Origin of the sequence: Ensifer sp. Root142 (genome assembly GCF_001426785.1) — a bacterium.
In the GTDB taxonomy this organism is placed as follows: Bacteria; Pseudomonadota; Alphaproteobacteria; order Rhizobiales; family Rhizobiaceae; genus Ensifer; species Ensifer canadensis.
Genome location: NZ_LMFK01000046.1, coordinates 198,619 through 214,849, shown reverse-complemented (window position 1 = coordinate 214,849; position 16,231 = coordinate 198,619). Strand labels below are relative to the sequence as shown.

The following is a 16,231-nucleotide window of genomic DNA, read 5'->3' as shown; positions in this document are numbered from 1 at the left end:
TGAATGCATTTCAATGCGCGTTATTTCGAAATCTCTGATAGAATTCGCGCCGAACGCCTCCATGGCCCGGAAAATATGGCTTGCGGGGATGACAAGCGGGTTTTCTTCGTGTAAGTGCCGCCCCGGTTCGGGTTGTTTGCCCGTCGACCACCAACAAAGAATGGTGAATCCGCTCCTGCCGGGGTCCGGCAACATCTGAAGGTACGTCCGACAGGTCGATCGAGAGCGCTCTGGCTGTTTCAGAAGAACTTGAAAGGTTAACCCGATGAACATCATCCAGCAGCTGGAAGCCGAACAGGCCGCCAAGATTGCCGCCAAGCGCACGCTCCCCGATTTCTCCGCAGGCGACACGCTGCGCGTCAACGTCCGCGTTGTCGAAGGCACGCGTACCCGCGTTCAGGCCTATGAAGGCGTTTGCATCGCTCGTTCGGGCGGCGGCATCAACGAAAGCTTCACCGTTCGCAAGATCTCCTACGGCGAAGGCGTTGAGCGCGTATTCCCGGTTTACTCGCCGCTCGTCGAGAGCGTTGAAGTGGTTCGCCGCGGTAAGGTCCGTCGCGCCAAGCTCTACTACCTGCGCGATCGTCGCGGCAAGTCGGCTCGTATCGTTGAAAACACCGGTACGCGCGCCCGCAAGCTGAACGACGCCGAGCGCCAGGCCGTTGTCGAGGAAAAGGCACGGATCGAAGCTGAAAAGATCGCAGCAGCTCAGGCTCTTGCAGCCGAAAAGGCAGCAGCCGAAGCCGCAGAAGCCAAGGCAGCAGCAGAAGCCGCCGAAGCCAAGGCAGCTGAAGCCGCAGCGGAATAAGATTTCAATCCTTTGGGATTGTAGGGAAGGCGGCCTCGGGCCGCCTTTCTTTTTTGGTACTATGCGCTTGTCTTTTCTTAGCAATCCGTGACATTTTTCGCTGCCACACTTTTCGGGAGCTCTTCCAATGACAATCCGTCGCCATGTGCTTGCGGGCATCGCAGCCGCACTTGCCGTTCCATTTGCTTTTTCTGCACCGGCTTTCGCCAGCGACCTGCCGGATCTCGGTGGCAAGACGGTTGTCGTCGTCACGGAAAATGCCTACCCGCCGCTGCAGTTCGTCGATCCGAAGACCGGTGAGGCGATCGGCTGGGAATATGATGCGATGAACGAGATCGCCAAGCGTCTGAACTTCAAGGTCGAGTACCAGAACACCAGCTGGGACGCGATGATCCAGGCTGTTCACGACGGCCAGTACCAGATCGGCATGACCGGCATTACCATCAAGGACGACCGCAAGGAGAAGGTCGACTTCTCCGATCCGTACATGCGCTCGCAGCAGTTCATGCTGGTGCGCGGCGACGAGAACCGCTTCAACGACGGCAAGAGCTTCGGCGCCTTCGCCGACGGTCTGGTCGGCGCACAGCCGGGCACCTCGCCGTTCTACACCGCCGTCTACGAAATGCTCGATGGCAACGAGCAGAACCCGCGCATCAAGCTGTTCGAAACCTTCGGTGCCACCGTGCAGGCGCTCAAGGCCGGCGACGTCGACGTCGTCCTGACCGACAGCGTTGCCGCCAAGGGGTATGTCGATTCGTCCGAAGGCAAGCTGAAGGTCGTCGGCGGCCCGCTCGGCACCGAGGATTTCGGCTTCATCTATCCCAAGGGTTCGGACCTGGTCGGCCCGGTGAACGCCGCGATCAAGGCGCTGAAGGAAGATGGAACCTTCGACGCCTTGGATAAGAAGTGGTTCCTCGACTACAAGATGGGCGGCTGATCGCAGGCCATGGCCTCCCCACAATCGACTGATAAGTCCGGAAAGGGCGACTATCCCTGGTGGCTGGTCGCCCTTCTGGTGATTGCCGTGGCGCTCGCCGCTGTTATCGTCACCAATGACATCTACACCGAAGTCTTCAACGTCGTCCTCAAGGGCATTGGCGTCACCATTTTCGTGACCCTGATGGGCTTCGTGCTGGCGACGACGCTCGGTCTCGGCATTGCGCTGATGGCGCTGTCGGAGCACGCGGCACTTCGCCAGATCGCACGCTTCTACACCGAGGTCATCCGCGGCGTGCCGATCCTCGTCCTGTTGTTCTACATCGCCTTCGTCGGCGCGCCGACGCTCGTCACGGTCGCCAACTTCATCACCGCGCCGCTGATATCGGCCGGCTGGATGGAGCCGGTGGTGGTGCGCGACATCTCGCTGATGTGGCGGGCGATCATGGCGCTGATGATCGGCTATTCCGCCTTCATCGCCGAAGTCTTTCGGGCCGGCATCCTCTCGGTCGACAAGGGTCAGGTCGAGGCAGCCAAGGCGCTGGGCCTGACGCGCTACCAGCGGTTTCGCCTGGTGATCTTCCCGCAGGCGATCCGCGTGATCCTGCCGCCGCTCGGCAACGACTTCGTCGCCATGGTCAAGGACTCCTCGCTGGTCTCGGTGCTCGGCGTCGCCGACATCACCCAGATGGGCAAGGTCTACGCCTCCGGTTCCTTTCGCTTCTTCGAGACCTATTCGATCGTTGCCTATGTCTATCTCGTCCTGACCATTGGCCTGTCGCTGGGCTTGCGGGGGATCGAGCGGCGGTTGCGGCGCGCCGAGCAGCGTTGAGGCTGCTTCCACCGATTGCCGAAGTGTCAAAAAATTGATATGTACGGCCTCATGGAATCCAAGTTCGGATGTCGAGAGCAAAAAATCGTCGTGCTGCAGGACCACAAGCGTCTGCCGGCACGCTTTTTTGCGCGCGTATCCGGGGCGCTGACAAGCCTCCTATCCTGATCCCTTGATCAGTGTTTCCGGCTGCCTTGCTGCCGGCTTTTCCCTTACTTCTGAAAATTCGATGGATATATCGCCATGAGCGCACCGCGTACTCTCTATGACAAGATCTGGGACGACCATCTGGTCAACAGCCAGGACGATGGCACCTGTCTTCTCTACATCGATCGTCATCTCGTTCATGAGGTGACGAGCCCGCAGGCTTTCGAGGGCCTGCGCATGGCTGGCCGCAAGGTCCGCGCTCCGGAAAAGACGCTCGCCGTCGTCGACCACAACGTGCCGACCTCACCTGATCGCCATCTCGGCATCAAGAACGAGGAGAGCCGCATCCAGGTCGAGGCGCTCGCCACGAACGCAGCCGAGTTCGGTGTCGAATACTACTCGGAAAACGACAAGCGCCAGGGCATCGTGCACATCGTCGGCCCGGAGCAGGGCTTCACGCTGCCGGGCATGACCATCGTTTGCGGCGACAGCCACACCTCGACGCATGGTGCCTTCGGCGCGCTGGCGCATGGCATCGGCACGTCGGAAGTCGAGCACGTGCTTGCGACCCAGACGCTGATCCAGCAGAAGGCCAAGAACATGCTGGTGCGCGTCGACGGCCAGCTGCCGCCAGGTGTGACCGCCAAGGACATCATCCTTGCCATCATCGGTGAGATCGGTACCGCCGGTGGCACCGGACACGTCATCGAGTTTGCCGGCGAAGCGATCCGCTCGCTGTCGATGGAAGGCCGCATGACCATCTGCAACATGACGATCGAAGGCGGTGCCCGCGCCGGCCTGATCGCGCCCGACGAAACGACCTTCGAATACATCAAGGACAAGCCGCGCGCGCCGAAGGGCAAGGCCTGGGAAATGGCGCTTGACTATTGGAAGACGCTGCACACCGACGAAGGCGCGCATTACGATCGCGTCGTCGTGCTCGACGCTGCCGATCTGCCGCCGATCGTCTCCTGGGGTTCGTCGCCTGAGGACGTCATCTCGGTTCAGGGCATCGTCCCGAACCCGGACGAGATCCCGGAAGAAAACAAGCGCACCTCCAAGTGGCGCGCGCTTGACTACATGGGCCTGAAGCCCGGCACCAAGATCACTGACATCGCCATCGACCGCGTCTTCATCGGCTCGTGCACCAACGGCCGCATCGAGGATCTGCGCGCCGTTGCCGCTGTCGTCGAAGGCCGCAAGGTTGCGCCGACCGTTTCGGCGATGATTGTTCCGGGCTCCGGCCTCGTCAAGGAGCAGGCGGAAGCCGAAGGCCTCGACAAGATCTTCCGGGAAGCGGGCTTCGACTGGCGCGAGCCGGGCTGCTCGATGTGCCTGGCGATGAACGACGACCGGCTGAAGCCGGGCGAGCGCTGTGCCTCGACCTCCAACCGTAACTTCGAAGGCCGCCAGGGCTTCAAGGGACGCACACATCTGGTATCGCCGGCAATGGCGGCGGCCGCAGCGGTCGCCGGACATTTCGTCGACATTCGTGAGTGGAAGTAAGCTGGCGCGAGTGGAAATAAGCCGGTTCCTGAGCTTTCCGGCGTTGATGGCCGCCCTTCGGGGCGGCCTTTTTTGTGGTTCACTCCTACAGCGTCCTTTGCGCGTCAGATATGAGGCGCAAAGGACGCTGTAGCGCATTAAACCTGCTGCATAATTTCCTCCTTAAATCGATTCCGATTTAAGGAATTATGCAGTACGGGGACAAAACGTCGAAGCGATGCCAGAATGGACCTGACGGAGTAGATCGTACTTCGCTGCGAAGGAGGACGTGATGGCCGGGGATCGCGGGGCGAAAACATACCGCCTGATGCTGTTGCGCCATGCCAAGTCCGCATGGCCGGACGGCGTGCCGGATCACGACCGGCCGCTCGGCGAGCGCGGCCGCAAGGCGGCGCCACTGATCGGCGCAGATATGAAGCGCAAAGGGCTGATCCCGGGGCTCGCGATCGTTTCCACTGCGCGACGTGCGCGGGAAACCTGGGCGCTGGTTCGGGATAACCTGCCGCCGCCAATCCCCACCCGTGAGACGCGCGACATCTACGAAGTTGGGGCACCCGCCATTCTGGCGACCATTCGCGCCGTTGACCCTGATATCCGTAACCTGCTTGTCGTTGGCCACAATCCGGGCATGGAGGAACTTGCGCATCTGCTGGCCGGATCGGGCAGGCAGGAGGCGCTCGCGCGCATGCGGGAGAAGTTTCCGACAGCGGCGCTTGCCGTACTCGCGTTCGACGGCTCCAGTTGGGAGGACCTGGCATCGGGCCGGTGCCGTCTCATCGATTTCGTCACGCCGCGCCAACTCGCCTGAGGCCGCGCCGGCTTGCCTGATTGGATCAGATCTTGTGTTTTGCCAGCCTGCGCACAAGGGCGGACGGAAGGCGCTTTGCCAAGACCTTGGCCGCCGGTTGCAGCCGCGCCATGACAAGCTCGCGCAGCAGCCAGCCGCGCCAGGAGAACGCGAAAGCATAGTCGCTGACGGCAACCAGCCCGTCGGCGTGCTGCATCTTGTAGCCATCCGCTGGCGCCAGCAGGTCGAAGACACGGCTGCCGCGATCGGCGGCGGCCGCGAATGTCCGGTGGATCAGCAGCCGCCCGAGGCCCTCGCGGTCATAGCCAGGGTCGGTTGCCAGCACGTGTCCGAAGGTTGGCCCTTGCAATCGAAGGACAGATCGACGCCGATCGGCCGCCCATCGCAGGCGATCGTCGAGGCGCAGAGGCCGGCGCCGGGATCGCCGGCCAGGTCCTCGAAGAACGCTTGGAAGCGGCTGTCCATGACGGTCGGCGACAGGATCGCGTTTTCGAGCAGCCAGTTCTTCTTGATGGTGATGGCAGCGGCTGCGGCCGTTGCGGCTGTTGACCCCGGCTCCGGCTCGGTAAAGGTGATGTCGCCGTGCTCTCGCAGCCTTCGCAGCCGGCGCCGATAGTTCGAGCGCTCGCGTGCGGAATAGGCGATGCCGGGGCCATCGGCTGTCACCCGCCGTGACAGGCTTGCGAAAGGCGCCTGCACGTCGCCAGGCAAGGAGGCGCCGCTTGGGATCACCGATCCGCATAGGGCAGCATCCGCTCTTACCCGCCGTGCTTCGAAGAGATCGGCGCCGAGCGATGCGACGGCGTTCCAGCCGGCTTCGAGCAAGGCGTGTCTGTTCTCGCCGGCCTCGACGAGCACGTCGCCGAATTGGGTCACCGGCGCTCCCATGAAACCAAGCACATCAAAACCAAGCTTGCGCCGGCGCACCAGTGGCCAGAGGGTGACGAGACGCCCGTCGATACGACCGATGAGGATGCAGAGCTGCGTCTTTGGATCGAGATAGTGCCGCGCCCAGTGTCGCAGGAAGATATGACGCTGGAACACCTGCTGAGGCTCCGCCGTCCGCTCGAACAGGTCGTCCCATTCCTTGTGCAGGGCCTCGAAGCCTTCGAGACTTGTGACGCAACTGATTTGGAGATTGTCGCCCAAAAGCTGAGAGCTCGGAGTTATCTCAACTGCGTCGGCGATCGGCGACGTCGCTCGGCCGGGCATGGCTCAGCCGCTTCGGAAGTGATTGACGAGCCGCCGCGTTCCTCTGATCGGGAAACGGGCAAGATAGGCAACCATGAGGGCGGGGTGGAGAGCGGCGAACGGGGCATCGTTCTCGACCAGATGCCGGATCGCGAGAACCGGCATCGGCGAGCGCAGTGGTCGGAAGTCCGGGTTCCACAGGCCGCGATCCTCGGAGCCTGCATGCATCATGCCGATCATCCGGGCGCGGGCGAGTGAATAGAACCGATGCCGCCGCTGGATGCGCTTCAACATCGCGATCCCATCCGCATCGGCGCAGTCAGGAAAGCCAACGATCACCGTGCGGAAATGCTTCATCGCGGGTTTGCAGGGGATGGCTTCGAGTTCGCCGAATGCGCCACGGATGAGCGCAAAGACCGTGTCTTCGTCCTCGGCGCGCGCGTCAGAAATCGCCAACCGGACGGTATCGATCTTGGCGGCCTGGCGGGTAAAGGGGCAGACAGCGCCGGTTCGTCCGAGATCGGAATGGCCGGCCATCAGATAGGATTCGACCCAGTCGAGCAGCTGCGCAATGTCGGAACCTTGCGAGACGCCGTCCGCGCTATCACGAACCTCTTTTATCCCGAAGAACCGTCCGTCGGTCGCCGGTATCGCTTTGGCCGTCTTGGTCAGCATCGGCAGCACTCGTCCTGCAAATCTCGCTTGAGGCTACATAGACACCAGAGCTTGCGGAAGTGTTGATGGTTGTGGCCGGTGAGGTTTCTCGCGTGATCTATGCTTTCCGAATTCTTCTTTCGATCGCCGGTCATGCCTCATATTGCAGCGTCGACATTAGACAACTTTGACGACGGTGCCGCGACGCAGATGCGGGATCAGCCGGCGCATGGCGGCAAGGCTTATGGCGACGCAGCCCTCGGTCGGCTCGTATCCGGGGCGGATGAGGTGAAAGAATATTGCCGACCCGGCATAACGGCGCCGGCTGGTCAGGTTCCAGTCCATCACCAGGCAGATGTCGTAGAGCCTGTCCGTGCGCATCATGTCCTCGTGGCTCGGCGCGAAGGGCGCATTGGCTGGACGGTTGTAGCGGGCATGACTGGGAGCGTCGCACCAGAGCATGCCGTTACGCGTGGCCCGCATCGGCAGCGGCGTCGGCGGCAGCAGGATGCGGTCGCGCCTGACATAGCCGCCGATGAGTTTCATCGCGGCGCGCGGCGTGGCACCGTCGCCCTCGCGCTTGCGGCTGGTAATGCCGCTGCGGCCGATGGCCGCTTGCTCCGTGCGGCCATCGAAGGTAACCAGTGCACGCCTGCGATCAAGCGGGGCAGGCCGGACGGTGATGACGGATTTGACTGGCCTTCTTCCCGACGTTTTCTTGCGCATCTCTCTCACAGATTTTTGAATTGTCCGTGATTTGGCGGGCACCATAAGCACGGTTGCATATATAACGAGGTTCCAAAACCGGTTCGCTTGCCAACACGGGCATTTGAGCTAGTTTGAAACCGGAAGCAAACAGGAATTGTCCCATGGCGACCCGTACCATTCTTCTTGTCGACGACGACAATGACCTGCGCGAAACGTTGGTCGAACAGCTTTCGCTGTACGAGGAGTTCGATCTTCTTCAGGAAGCGACTGCCGGCAAGGGGATACAGGCGGCGCGCGCCCAGCAGGTCGATCTGCTGATCATGGATGTCGGTCTGCCCGACATGGACGGGCGCGAGGCGGTCAAGCTCTTGCGCAAGGGCGGCTTCAAGGCGCCGATCATCATGCTCACCGGTCATGACACGGATTCGGATACGATCCTCGGTCTGGAAGCCGGCGCGAACGACTATGTCACCAAGCCGTTCCGCTTCGCCGTCCTCCTCGCCCGTATCCGCGCGCAGCTGCGCCAGCACGAACAGAGCGAAGATGCGACCTTCAGTGTCGGTCCCTACACGTTCAAGCCGAGCCAGAAGCTGCTGACGCTCGAAAACGGCCAGAAGATCCGGCTGACCGAAAAGGAAGCGGCGATCATCCGCTATCTCTATCGCGCCGACCAGAAGGTGGTGACGCGCGACGTGCTGCTCGAAGAAGTCTGGGGTTACAATTCCGGCGTGACGACGCATACGCTCGAAACACATGTCTATCGGCTCCGCCAGAAAATCGAGCGAGACCCTTCCAATGCCGAGATTTTGGTGACAGAGAACGGCGGCTACAAGATCGTTCCGTGAGGCGGCGACGTCCGATGATTTCTCCGCACGTCAGCTGCTTCGGACTATTTGCATCGATTGCTATGCTCTTGGGTTTCGAACCCCGGAGCATCGTGATTCAGGGAGGTTAGCCGTTTGGCGCTCAACGACGACATCGTTCTTCTGTCCAATGTGCCGCTTTTTGCCGATATCAGCGAGGACAAGCTGAGGCTGATTGCCTTTGGCGCCGAACGTCGACGCGTGTTCAAAGGGCAGGAGCTGTTTCGCGAGGGCGCTCCGGCCGATTGCGCCTTTGCCATTGCCAGCGGCAGCCTCTCGCTTTCGAAAGCCAATGCCGACGGCGCGATGGAGGATGTCACCACCGTCGGCCGCGGCGCGCTTCTCTCGGAACTGGCGCTGATCTCGATGGTGGAACGCAAGTTTACCGCGACCGCGGACGAAGACAGCGAAGTGATCCGCATCAATCGCCCGCTGTTCCGGCGCATGCTGGAAGAATACCCGGAAGTTGCCGCCCTCGTGGAGGCGCGCATCCGCGAGAACCTGCAGGCGATGATCCGCCGCGCAGGCGCACTGGCCGGCCGTTTCGCCTGACGCACTCCCGATAGACGGTCGCACGCCAGGCGTTTTCACCTACCATTTGTACTTGAGCGTGCCGAGCACGGTGCGGCCCTGGCCGAAGTAGCAGTAACCGTCGGTGCAGACTTCTTCGCGCCGGTCGCCAATGTTGGTTGCGCTGACGGCCAGCGACAATCCGTTCAGATCGGGATTTTTCACGCCGAAATCATAGGCGATCGACGCGTCGAAGTAGACGGCGCCGCCGTTTTCCGCCGTATTGTCGTCGGAGGTGAAGGACTTGGAGGTGGCGCGGATACCGCCGCCAAGGCTGAGACCGGCGAGCTGCGTATCGTCTGGCACGAGGTAGTTCACCCAGAGGGATGCGATGTTGCGCGGCTTGGTCGAGGGCACGTTGCCGATCAATGCGGGATTGACGTTCCCGGTGATCTCGGCGTCGTTGTAGGTGTAGGCGGCGATCAGGCTGAAGCCATTGTCGAATTCGCGTCGCGCCTCGACCTCGAAGCCCTTGGTGGTCACCTCGCCCGAAGATTTGTAGTAGTAGCCGACGGGCAGCGACGCGTCCGCGACATATTGCGGCGCCCCGGTTTCGACGATCCGGTAGACGGCGGCGCTCAGCGAATAGGCCTCGCCTTCCGGCTGGTATTTGATGCCCAGTTCGATCTGCTCGCCCGTCGTCGGATCCAAAACCGTACCATCTGCCGAGAGCTGCGTGCTCGGCACGAAGGACGTGCCGTAGCTGGCGTAGGGCGCAATATCGTTGTCGAAGAGGTAGAGCAGGCCCACCTGGCCGGTGACTTCACCGTCGTCCTTGCGGTCGACTGCACCGGTGTTCTTGTTGGTGCTCGTCTGGTCCACCCAGTCGTGGCGCAGGCCGGCGACGGCGCGCCAGTTGCCGAATTCCGCCTGGTCCTCAGCATAGATGCCGGTCTGGCGCAGATCGCGGCCACTGAAGCTGGTGAGCGCGGGCGTCGGGCCGGTGATGCCGAAGGTCGGATTGTCGAGGTCGAAGCGATAGGCCGGATCGCTGGCGCCAAAGCCGAGCCCGAAGTCTGACGTGATCCAGGTATAGTCGAGGCCGGTCAGCAGTGTGTGCGAGATGGCGCCGGTATCGAAGGTCGCCAGCAACTGGTTGTCGATCTGGTAGGCGCGCTGATTGTCGGTAATCGCGACCGGCGACCGCTCGTAGACATTGCCAGTTGCCGTGCCGAACTCGAGATAGCGGGCGTCCAAATCCATGTCGCTGACGCGGGCGTGCTGACGGAAGATCAGGCCATTGTCGAATTCGTGCTCGAGCTTGAAGCCAGCCTGATACTGCCGCACCTTCTGGTGATCGTATTCCGGATCGCTGTAGCGCAGCAGCTTGCCGCCATATTCGAACACCCGCGGGCTGGCATCGCTCTCGCCCTTCTGTCCGAGGCCGTAGACGGTCAGCGACGTTGCCTCGTCCGGCTTCCAGGTGAAGGAGGGCTGCAGCAGGTAGCGGTCGTCGGCAACGTCGTAGCTGGTTTCGCCGTTCCGCAGCAGACCGACGATACGATAGAGAAAGTCGCCTTCGGCGGTCGCCGGGCCGCCGAAATCGAAGGCCGTCTGGGCGCGGCCGATCGTGCCGTATTGAACTTCGACCTCGCGGTGCGTGTCGTCCTGCGGCATCTTGGAAATGCGGTTGACGATGCCGCCGACACCGGCGGCGCCGTACAGCACCGACACCGGTCCCTTGATGATCTCGATGCGGTCGAGACCGTAGATCTCGGTCGGGAAGGTGCCGTAGTTCATATAGGGCTGGCGCAGGCCGTCGCGGAAGTCGCCGGTTGTGGTCGTCTCGAAGCCGCGAATGTAGATCTGGTCGAAGCGCGGGTCGAAGCCGAAGGCGCCGGTGGTAACACCGGCGGCATAGCGGGTTGCCTGGATCATGTCCTGGGCGCCACGCTCCTCCAGTTCCTTGCGGGTGACGACGGAGACCGAGCGCGGGGTCTCGACCAGTGGCGTGTCGGTCTTCAGCGCCGTGATATTGCGCGACGGTGCGATGGTATCATTGTCCTCGGCGATGCTGGTGGCCGCCTGTGCGGCCGAAACCTCGATCTTCTGCAGCCGCGTCGTCTTCTCACTCGTGGCCGTCTGCGCGGTGGCGGAATTTGATAGCAGTCCGATCGTGATCGCGAGTAGTGCCGTTGTTGCCGAAAGGGAACGAAGCGAGGTGCGAACGGGTCTGTTCGGAAAAATCTTGCGCATGATCTGGCCCCTTTTGCGGGCGCACGAAAGCCCTCCGGACTGGCCCGGAGCGAAGCACCCGAAAATCAATGGAAACGACGGCTGCTTAGCCGCCGGAGGCGGTGTCCCCGCCGCTCGCAAAAAGGGATAATCGCTTCGAAAAACAGGATCAAGAAAAATATGAGATTTTTACTCATCTTTTCTTGATGCAGCTGATCGTGCTACATGTTTTTATCCTTAAATCGAATAGGATTTAAGGAAACACGCAGTAGAGCGTTGCCGCTCTAAATATCGAAATGCGCGATCACCGGCACATGGTCCGACGGCCGCTCCCAGCCGCGCGCTTCCCGCAGGATATCCACCTGCGTCAGCTTCGGCGCGAGGTCGGCCGACGACCAGATGTGGTCGAGGCGTCGGCCGCGGTCGGCCGCTTCCCAATCCTTCGCGCGGTAGCTCCACCAGGTATAGAGCTTGGTCGGCGCCGGCGCATGCTGGCGCATCAGGTCGACCCAGGCGCCGCCGTTCATCACCGTGTTGAGGCCCTCGGTTTCGATCGGCGTATGGCTGACGATCTTCAGGAGTTGCTTGTGCGACCAGACGTCGTCCTCGAGCGGCGCGATGTTGAGGTCGCCGACGAGGATGGAGGAGATGCCCGCCTCGGCTTCGGCGTGCAGCAGCTTCATCTCATCGACGAAATCGAGCTTGTGGCCGAACTTCGGGTTGATCGACCTGTCCGGTTCGTCGCCGCCGGCGGGAACGTAGAAATTGTGCAGGCGGATCTTCTTGCCGCCCGCCTCGAACACCACCGAAAGGTGGCGCGCATCGCCGACGCCGCAATAGTCGCGGCGGTCGCTAAGCTCGTGCAGGGGCAGACGCGAGATCGTCGCGACGCCGTGATAGCCCTTCTGGCCGTGCATCTCGATATGGTTGTAGCCGAGTGCCTTGAGTGGCTTTGACGGAAACTGGTCGTTCGGGCACTTGGTTTCCTGCAGGCAGAGAATGTCGGGCTGCCAGGTCTTCAGCAGATGTTCGATCAGCGGCATGCGCAGGCGAACGGAGTTGATATTCCACGTGGCGACGGAAAGGGCCATTGCTCATTCCCCATGATTGGGTAGGTCCGGGCGTTCGACGAATGGAAAGCCGGCTCAGGACGGATATGTTTTCGATGTCGGGGAGGTTTAAGCAGGTCTGGCGCGTCGGGACAAGGAATGCATGAAAAGGTCGCTGCGCACTTTGACGCGCTGCATGTTTTATCCTTAGATCGGATCCGAGGACACATGCAGTGGGCGGCCGATGTCCACAATGCCTATGCTGAGGCGGTCTTAGCCGCCCCGTTTGTTGCGAACCTCGTCGTAAGGAATCTTGAACACCTTGTCGTCGAGCGCGATGCCGGTCCGGACGTTGAAGATCATCACCGACGTGTCCTTCTTCTGCGCATCGGTGATCGTCCACTGGCGCAGGTCGTAGGTCTTCGGATCGAACATCATGGTGATGGTCGAATCGCCGAAGATCGAGCGATCCCCGAGCACGATGGTGATGAGGTCTGATTCTTCCTTGACGTCGCGCACCATCTTGCCGGTCAGGTCGATCCGCTCGCTGAGCAACAGGTTCAGCGGCGTCTTGGAGAGCGGGTAGATATCCCAGGTCTTCAGCTTCATATTGCCGATGACCACCGACTTGCCGTCGGAAATCACGCGCATCGGCGAAGGCGCCTCGTAGTTGAAGCGGATGCGGCCGGGGCGGCGGATGTAGAACTTGCCACCGGTCTGCTCGCCGCGCGGGCCGAACTGCACGAATTCGCCGGACATGGTCTTCACCGACGAGAAATGATCGGCGATCTTCTGGGCGGAGGCCGGGGCCTGGGCAAAGGCCTTGGTGACGTCAAGACCGGCGCCACCCATGCCCGCGAGCGCCGCGAGGCCGCAAACGAATACACGGCGCGACATCGCCGGATTGCTGCCCAGGGTGGTTTTCGTCTCTGTCATCACAGTCTCCTTCATTTCCTGAATCATCTGGAGCGCAAGTGCGGCACCTTCAAGGCGTTTTTCATGGCCTTCGGCGGGCCGCGCTCTCACATGACCGTTACCGGGCATGGATCATCGCCCGGGACGAAAGCCGGGTTTACCGGCCAGTGATTTCCGCTTCGGTCGGCACGAGGATTTCCCGTTTGCCGGCATGGTTTGCCGGGCCGATGATGCCTTCCTGTTCCATGCGCTCGATCAGTGAAGCGGCCCTATTATAGCCTATCCCGAGGCGACGTTGCACATAGGATGTGGAGGCCTTGCCGTCGCGCAGAACGATCGCCACCGCCTGGTCGTAGGGGTCGTCGGAATCGGCAAGATTGGACGTGCCGGCGGGGCCGCCGCCGTCATTGTCCTCGTCGTCATCTTCGGTGATCGCGTCGAGATATTGCGGTGTGCCCTGGGTCTTGAGATAGGCGACGACTTCCTCGACTTCGGTGTCGGAGACGAAGGGACCGTGGACGCGCTGGATGCGTCCGCCACCGGCCATGTAGAGCATGTCGCCCATGCCGAGCAGCTGTTCGGCACCCTGTTCGCCAAGGATGGTGCGGCTGTCGATCTTCGACGTCACCTGGAAGGAGATGCGGGTCGGGAAGTTGGCCTTGATCGTACCGGTGATGACGTCGACCGACGGGCGCTGCGTCGCCATGATCACATGAATGCCGGCAGCGCGCGCCATCTGCGCCAGCCGCTGCACCGCGCCTTCGATGTCCTTGCCGGCGACCATCATCAGGTCGGCCATTTCGTCGATGATGACGACGATATAGGGCATCGGCGACAGATCGAATTCCTCGGTCTCGTAGATCGCCTCGCCGGTCTGGCGGTCGAAGCCGGTCTGCACCGTGCGGGTGATCGCATCGCCCTTGGCCAGCGCCTGCTCGACGCGGGTGTTGAAGCCGTCGATGTTGCGCACGCCGATCTTCGACATCTTCTTGTAGCGCTCTTCCATCTCGCGCACCGTCCACTTGAGCGCGACGACCGCCTTCTTCGGGTCGGTCACGACGGGCGAAAGCAGGTGCGGGATGCCGTCATAGACGGAGAGTTCGAGCATCTTCGGGTCGATCATGATCAGGCGGCACTGGTCGGGACGCAGGCGGTAGAGCAGCGACAGGATCATGGTGTTGATCGCCACTGACTTGCCCGAGCCGGTGGTGCCGGCGACGAGCAGATGCGGCATCTTGGCGAGATCGGCGACCACCGGTTCGCCGCCGATGGTCTTACCGAGCGCCATGGCCAGGCGCGCCTTGCTGGTCTCGAAGTCGCGCGAGCCGATCAGTTCGCGCAGATAAACGGTTTCGCGGCGCTGGTTGGGCAATTCGATGCCGATGGCGTTGCGGCCCGGCACGACGGCGACGCGGGCAGCAATGGCGCTCATCGAGCGGGCGATGTCGTCGGCAAGGCCGATGACCCGGGAGGATTTGATGCCCGGCGCCGGCTCCAGTTCATAAAGGGTAACGACCGGGCCCGGGCGGACGTGGATGATCTCACCCTTGACGCCGAAGTCCTCAAGCACACCTTCGAGCATGCGGGCGTTCTGCTCCAGCGCGTCGGCGGAGAGCGAAGCGTCGCGGGTGACGTTCTTCGGCTCGGCGAGGAAATGCATTGGCGGCAGCGCGAAATCGCCGTCATCGTCCTCGACGAAGGAGCGCTGCGCCTCGCGCTCGAGCCGCTGGCTGGTCTTCGGGCGAGGCGGCGGGGTGGCAACACGCGAGCCGGCCTTCGGCAGACCCTGCTTCGGCGGTGCTGCTTTCGGCGCCCAGTCGGCTGCTGCGTCAAGATCGTCGTCCTCGTCATCGGACAGAATGCCGGCGGGGCGGCGCTCGTCCATGTCGAAGGGCATGTCGTCATCGTCATCAGCCATGATCGGCGGTGGCGTGACGATGCGGCGCTCGGAACGGTCGAGCGAAGGTTCGATGCGGTCGCCGGCCATCGGCTTCGGCCGGACCGGCTCGTTCAGCGTGCCGAATTCGTCATTGTTGAAATCGTAGGGCTCATCGTACTGGCGCTTCGTCGGCGTGCGGGTACCGCTCATGCCGAAGATGCGGCGGACGCGTGCCTGCACGGTGTAGCGCAAGTGGGCGAAAGAGCCCATCAGCAGGGTGAAGGGGCCTTCGCTGTCGTCTTCGTCCAGTTCGTCGCGCACGGTGCGCGCCTTGCTCGGCGTCGGCGCCTCGATCTCGTCTTCGTCCTCCTCCTCGCCGACACCGATCAGGCCGGCGCTGTAGATCAGGCACCAGGCGGCAGGAGCGGCGAAGATGCAGGCAAGCACGGTAGCGAAGGTGCCGGTCGGGAAGGCGCCGGTGAACAGCGCGGGAAACCGCAGGATCATGTCGCCGAAGACGCCGCCGAGGCCGTTGGGCAGCGGCCAGGTGATCGGCGCCGGGACGCAGCTCAAGGCCGCGCCTGCAAGCACCGATCCGACGAACCAGAGGCCGAGGCGCTTGAAGATCTTGTCGAAGCGCTTGCCGCCGATCAGCACCAGCGCCCAGGCAACGGCCGGAAGCAGGGCGACGACGCTTGCAAGCCCGAAAAACTGCATGAAGATGTCGGCAAAGGCCGCGCCGGCATAACCGAGCACGTTGGTCGGCTCGTCGGAGGTGGCGTAGGAGAAGCTCGGGTCGGCAACGTTCCATGTCGATAGCGCCGCGATTGCCAGCGCCAGTGCGCCAAACAGCGCAAAGCCCGCCAGCGACGCGATCTGTCGCCATACGAATGTGGTTAGCACGAACCGGTTGGAACGGCTGTCAAGCGTTGCCGGATTGCTTCTGCTCATGTTGCCTGCTGCCCGTCTCGATCTTCAAGACACATTGCGTGCCATGGAATCAACCTAAGCGAAGCACGGTTAATGCGACATTAACCATGCGTGTATGCCGCTAAAATACCGGTGGGCGAGGCGTGCAATCCGCATGAAAGGGAAAAAAAGCCCGGATCAGTCGATCCGGGCCAAAGGCGATCCGTATCAGACGGACCGCGACGGGACGTTGAGCGGCGCCTGTTGACGGCGCCGCGATT

Annotated in this window: 15 protein-coding genes; 7 read left to right on the top strand and 8 right to left on the bottom strand. The window is 62.2% G+C overall.

Annotated features, from left to right (window positions below):
* The first annotated feature begins 265 nt into the window (after window positions 1-265).
* The 5 genes from rplS to ASD52_RS31475 all read left to right on the top strand — a co-directional run bounded on the left by rplS (window position 266) and on the right by ASD52_RS31475 (window position 5,037).
* Window positions 266-808: a 50S ribosomal protein L19 gene (gene rplS, locus ASD52_RS31495; RefSeq protein WP_025425170.1), complete on the top strand. Its 543-nt coding sequence runs from the start codon at window positions 266-268 to the stop codon at window positions 806-808.
* A gap of 127 nt (window positions 809-935) precedes the next feature.
* Window positions 936-1,745 carry a transporter substrate-binding domain-containing protein gene (locus ASD52_RS31490; RefSeq protein WP_025425169.1) on the top strand — a complete coding sequence of 270 codons (810 nt, stop codon included), beginning with the start codon at window positions 936-938 and terminating at the stop codon, window positions 1,743-1,745.
* Window positions 1,746-1,754: 9 nt separating this feature from the next.
* Complete coding sequence (locus ASD52_RS31485) at window positions 1,755-2,576, top strand: amino acid ABC transporter permease (RefSeq protein WP_025425168.1); 822 nt, start codon at window positions 1,755-1,757, stop codon at window positions 2,574-2,576.
* A 243-nt stretch (window positions 2,577-2,819) separates the two neighbouring features.
* Window positions 2,820-4,229, top strand: coding sequence for a 3-isopropylmalate dehydratase large subunit (gene leuC / locus ASD52_RS31480; protein ID WP_025425167.1), 1,410 nt, complete (start codon window positions 2,820-2,822; stop codon window positions 4,227-4,229).
* Window positions 4,230-4,500: 271 nt separating this feature from the next.
* Window positions 4,501-5,037 carry a histidine phosphatase family protein gene (locus ASD52_RS31475; protein ID WP_025425166.1) on the top strand — a complete coding sequence of 179 codons (537 nt, stop codon included), beginning with the start codon at window positions 4,501-4,503 and terminating at the stop codon, window positions 5,035-5,037.
* A gap of 25 nt (window positions 5,038-5,062) precedes the next feature.
* On the opposite strand, the gene ASD52_RS40845 is transcribed toward ASD52_RS31475, so the two are convergent.
* From ASD52_RS40845 to ASD52_RS31460, 4 genes are all read right to left on the bottom strand, one after another.
* A complete protein-coding gene (locus ASD52_RS40845; protein ID WP_156613064.1) occupies window positions 5,063-5,362 on the bottom strand; it encodes a GNAT family N-acetyltransferase in 300 nt (99 codons plus the stop codon).
* On the bottom strand, window positions 5,311-6,249 hold the full coding sequence (locus ASD52_RS40840; RefSeq protein WP_082571914.1) for a GNAT family N-acetyltransferase: 939 nt from the start codon (window positions 6,247-6,249) through the stop codon (window positions 5,311-5,313). The genes ASD52_RS40845 and ASD52_RS40840 overlap by 52 nt, the downstream gene beginning before the upstream one ends.
* A gap of 3 nt (window positions 6,250-6,252) precedes the next feature.
* Window positions 6,253-6,903 (bottom strand): DUF6875 domain-containing protein, encoded by a 651-nt coding sequence (locus ASD52_RS31465; RefSeq protein WP_128090482.1) that lies wholly within the window; start codon window positions 6,901-6,903, stop codon window positions 6,253-6,255.
* 156 nt (window positions 6,904-7,059) lie between these two features.
* Window positions 7,060-7,608 carry a L,D-transpeptidase family protein gene (locus ASD52_RS31460; RefSeq protein ID WP_025425163.1) on the bottom strand — a complete coding sequence of 183 codons (549 nt, stop codon included), beginning with the start codon at window positions 7,606-7,608 and terminating at the stop codon, window positions 7,060-7,062.
* Window positions 7,609-7,751: 143 nt separating this feature from the next.
* Here ASD52_RS31460 and ASD52_RS31455 point away from each other — a divergent pair, with 143 nt between their 5' ends.
* Window positions 7,752-8,435, top strand: a complete 684-nt coding sequence (locus ASD52_RS31455) for a response regulator transcription factor (protein ID WP_025425162.1) — start codon at window positions 7,752-7,754, stop codon at window positions 8,433-8,435.
* A 114-nt stretch (window positions 8,436-8,549) separates the two neighbouring features.
* Window positions 8,550-9,005: a cyclic nucleotide-binding domain-containing protein gene (locus tag ASD52_RS31450; RefSeq protein WP_025425161.1), complete on the top strand. Its 456-nt coding sequence runs from the start codon at window positions 8,550-8,552 to the stop codon at window positions 9,003-9,005.
* A gap of 39 nt (window positions 9,006-9,044) precedes the next feature.
* On the opposite strand, the gene ASD52_RS31445 is transcribed toward ASD52_RS31450, so the two are convergent.
* From ASD52_RS31445 to ASD52_RS31430, 4 genes are all read right to left on the bottom strand, one after another.
* Window positions 9,045-11,219 (bottom strand): TonB-dependent siderophore receptor, encoded by a 2,175-nt coding sequence (locus tag ASD52_RS31445; protein WP_057221806.1) that lies wholly within the window; start codon window positions 11,217-11,219, stop codon window positions 9,045-9,047.
* A gap of 263 nt (window positions 11,220-11,482) precedes the next feature.
* Complete coding sequence (locus ASD52_RS31440) at window positions 11,483-12,289, bottom strand: exodeoxyribonuclease III (RefSeq protein ID WP_025425159.1); 807 nt, start codon at window positions 12,287-12,289, stop codon at window positions 11,483-11,485.
* A 231-nt stretch (window positions 12,290-12,520) separates the two neighbouring features.
* Window positions 12,521-13,183, bottom strand: coding sequence for an outer membrane lipoprotein carrier protein LolA (locus ASD52_RS31435; RefSeq protein ID WP_025425158.1), 663 nt, complete (start codon window positions 13,181-13,183; stop codon window positions 12,521-12,523).
* A 136-nt stretch (window positions 13,184-13,319) separates the two neighbouring features.
* Window positions 13,320-15,992, bottom strand: a complete 2,673-nt coding sequence (locus ASD52_RS31430; RefSeq protein ID WP_025425157.1) for a DNA translocase FtsK — start codon at window positions 15,990-15,992, stop codon at window positions 13,320-13,322.
* Window positions 15,993-16,231 lie beyond the last annotated feature (239 nt).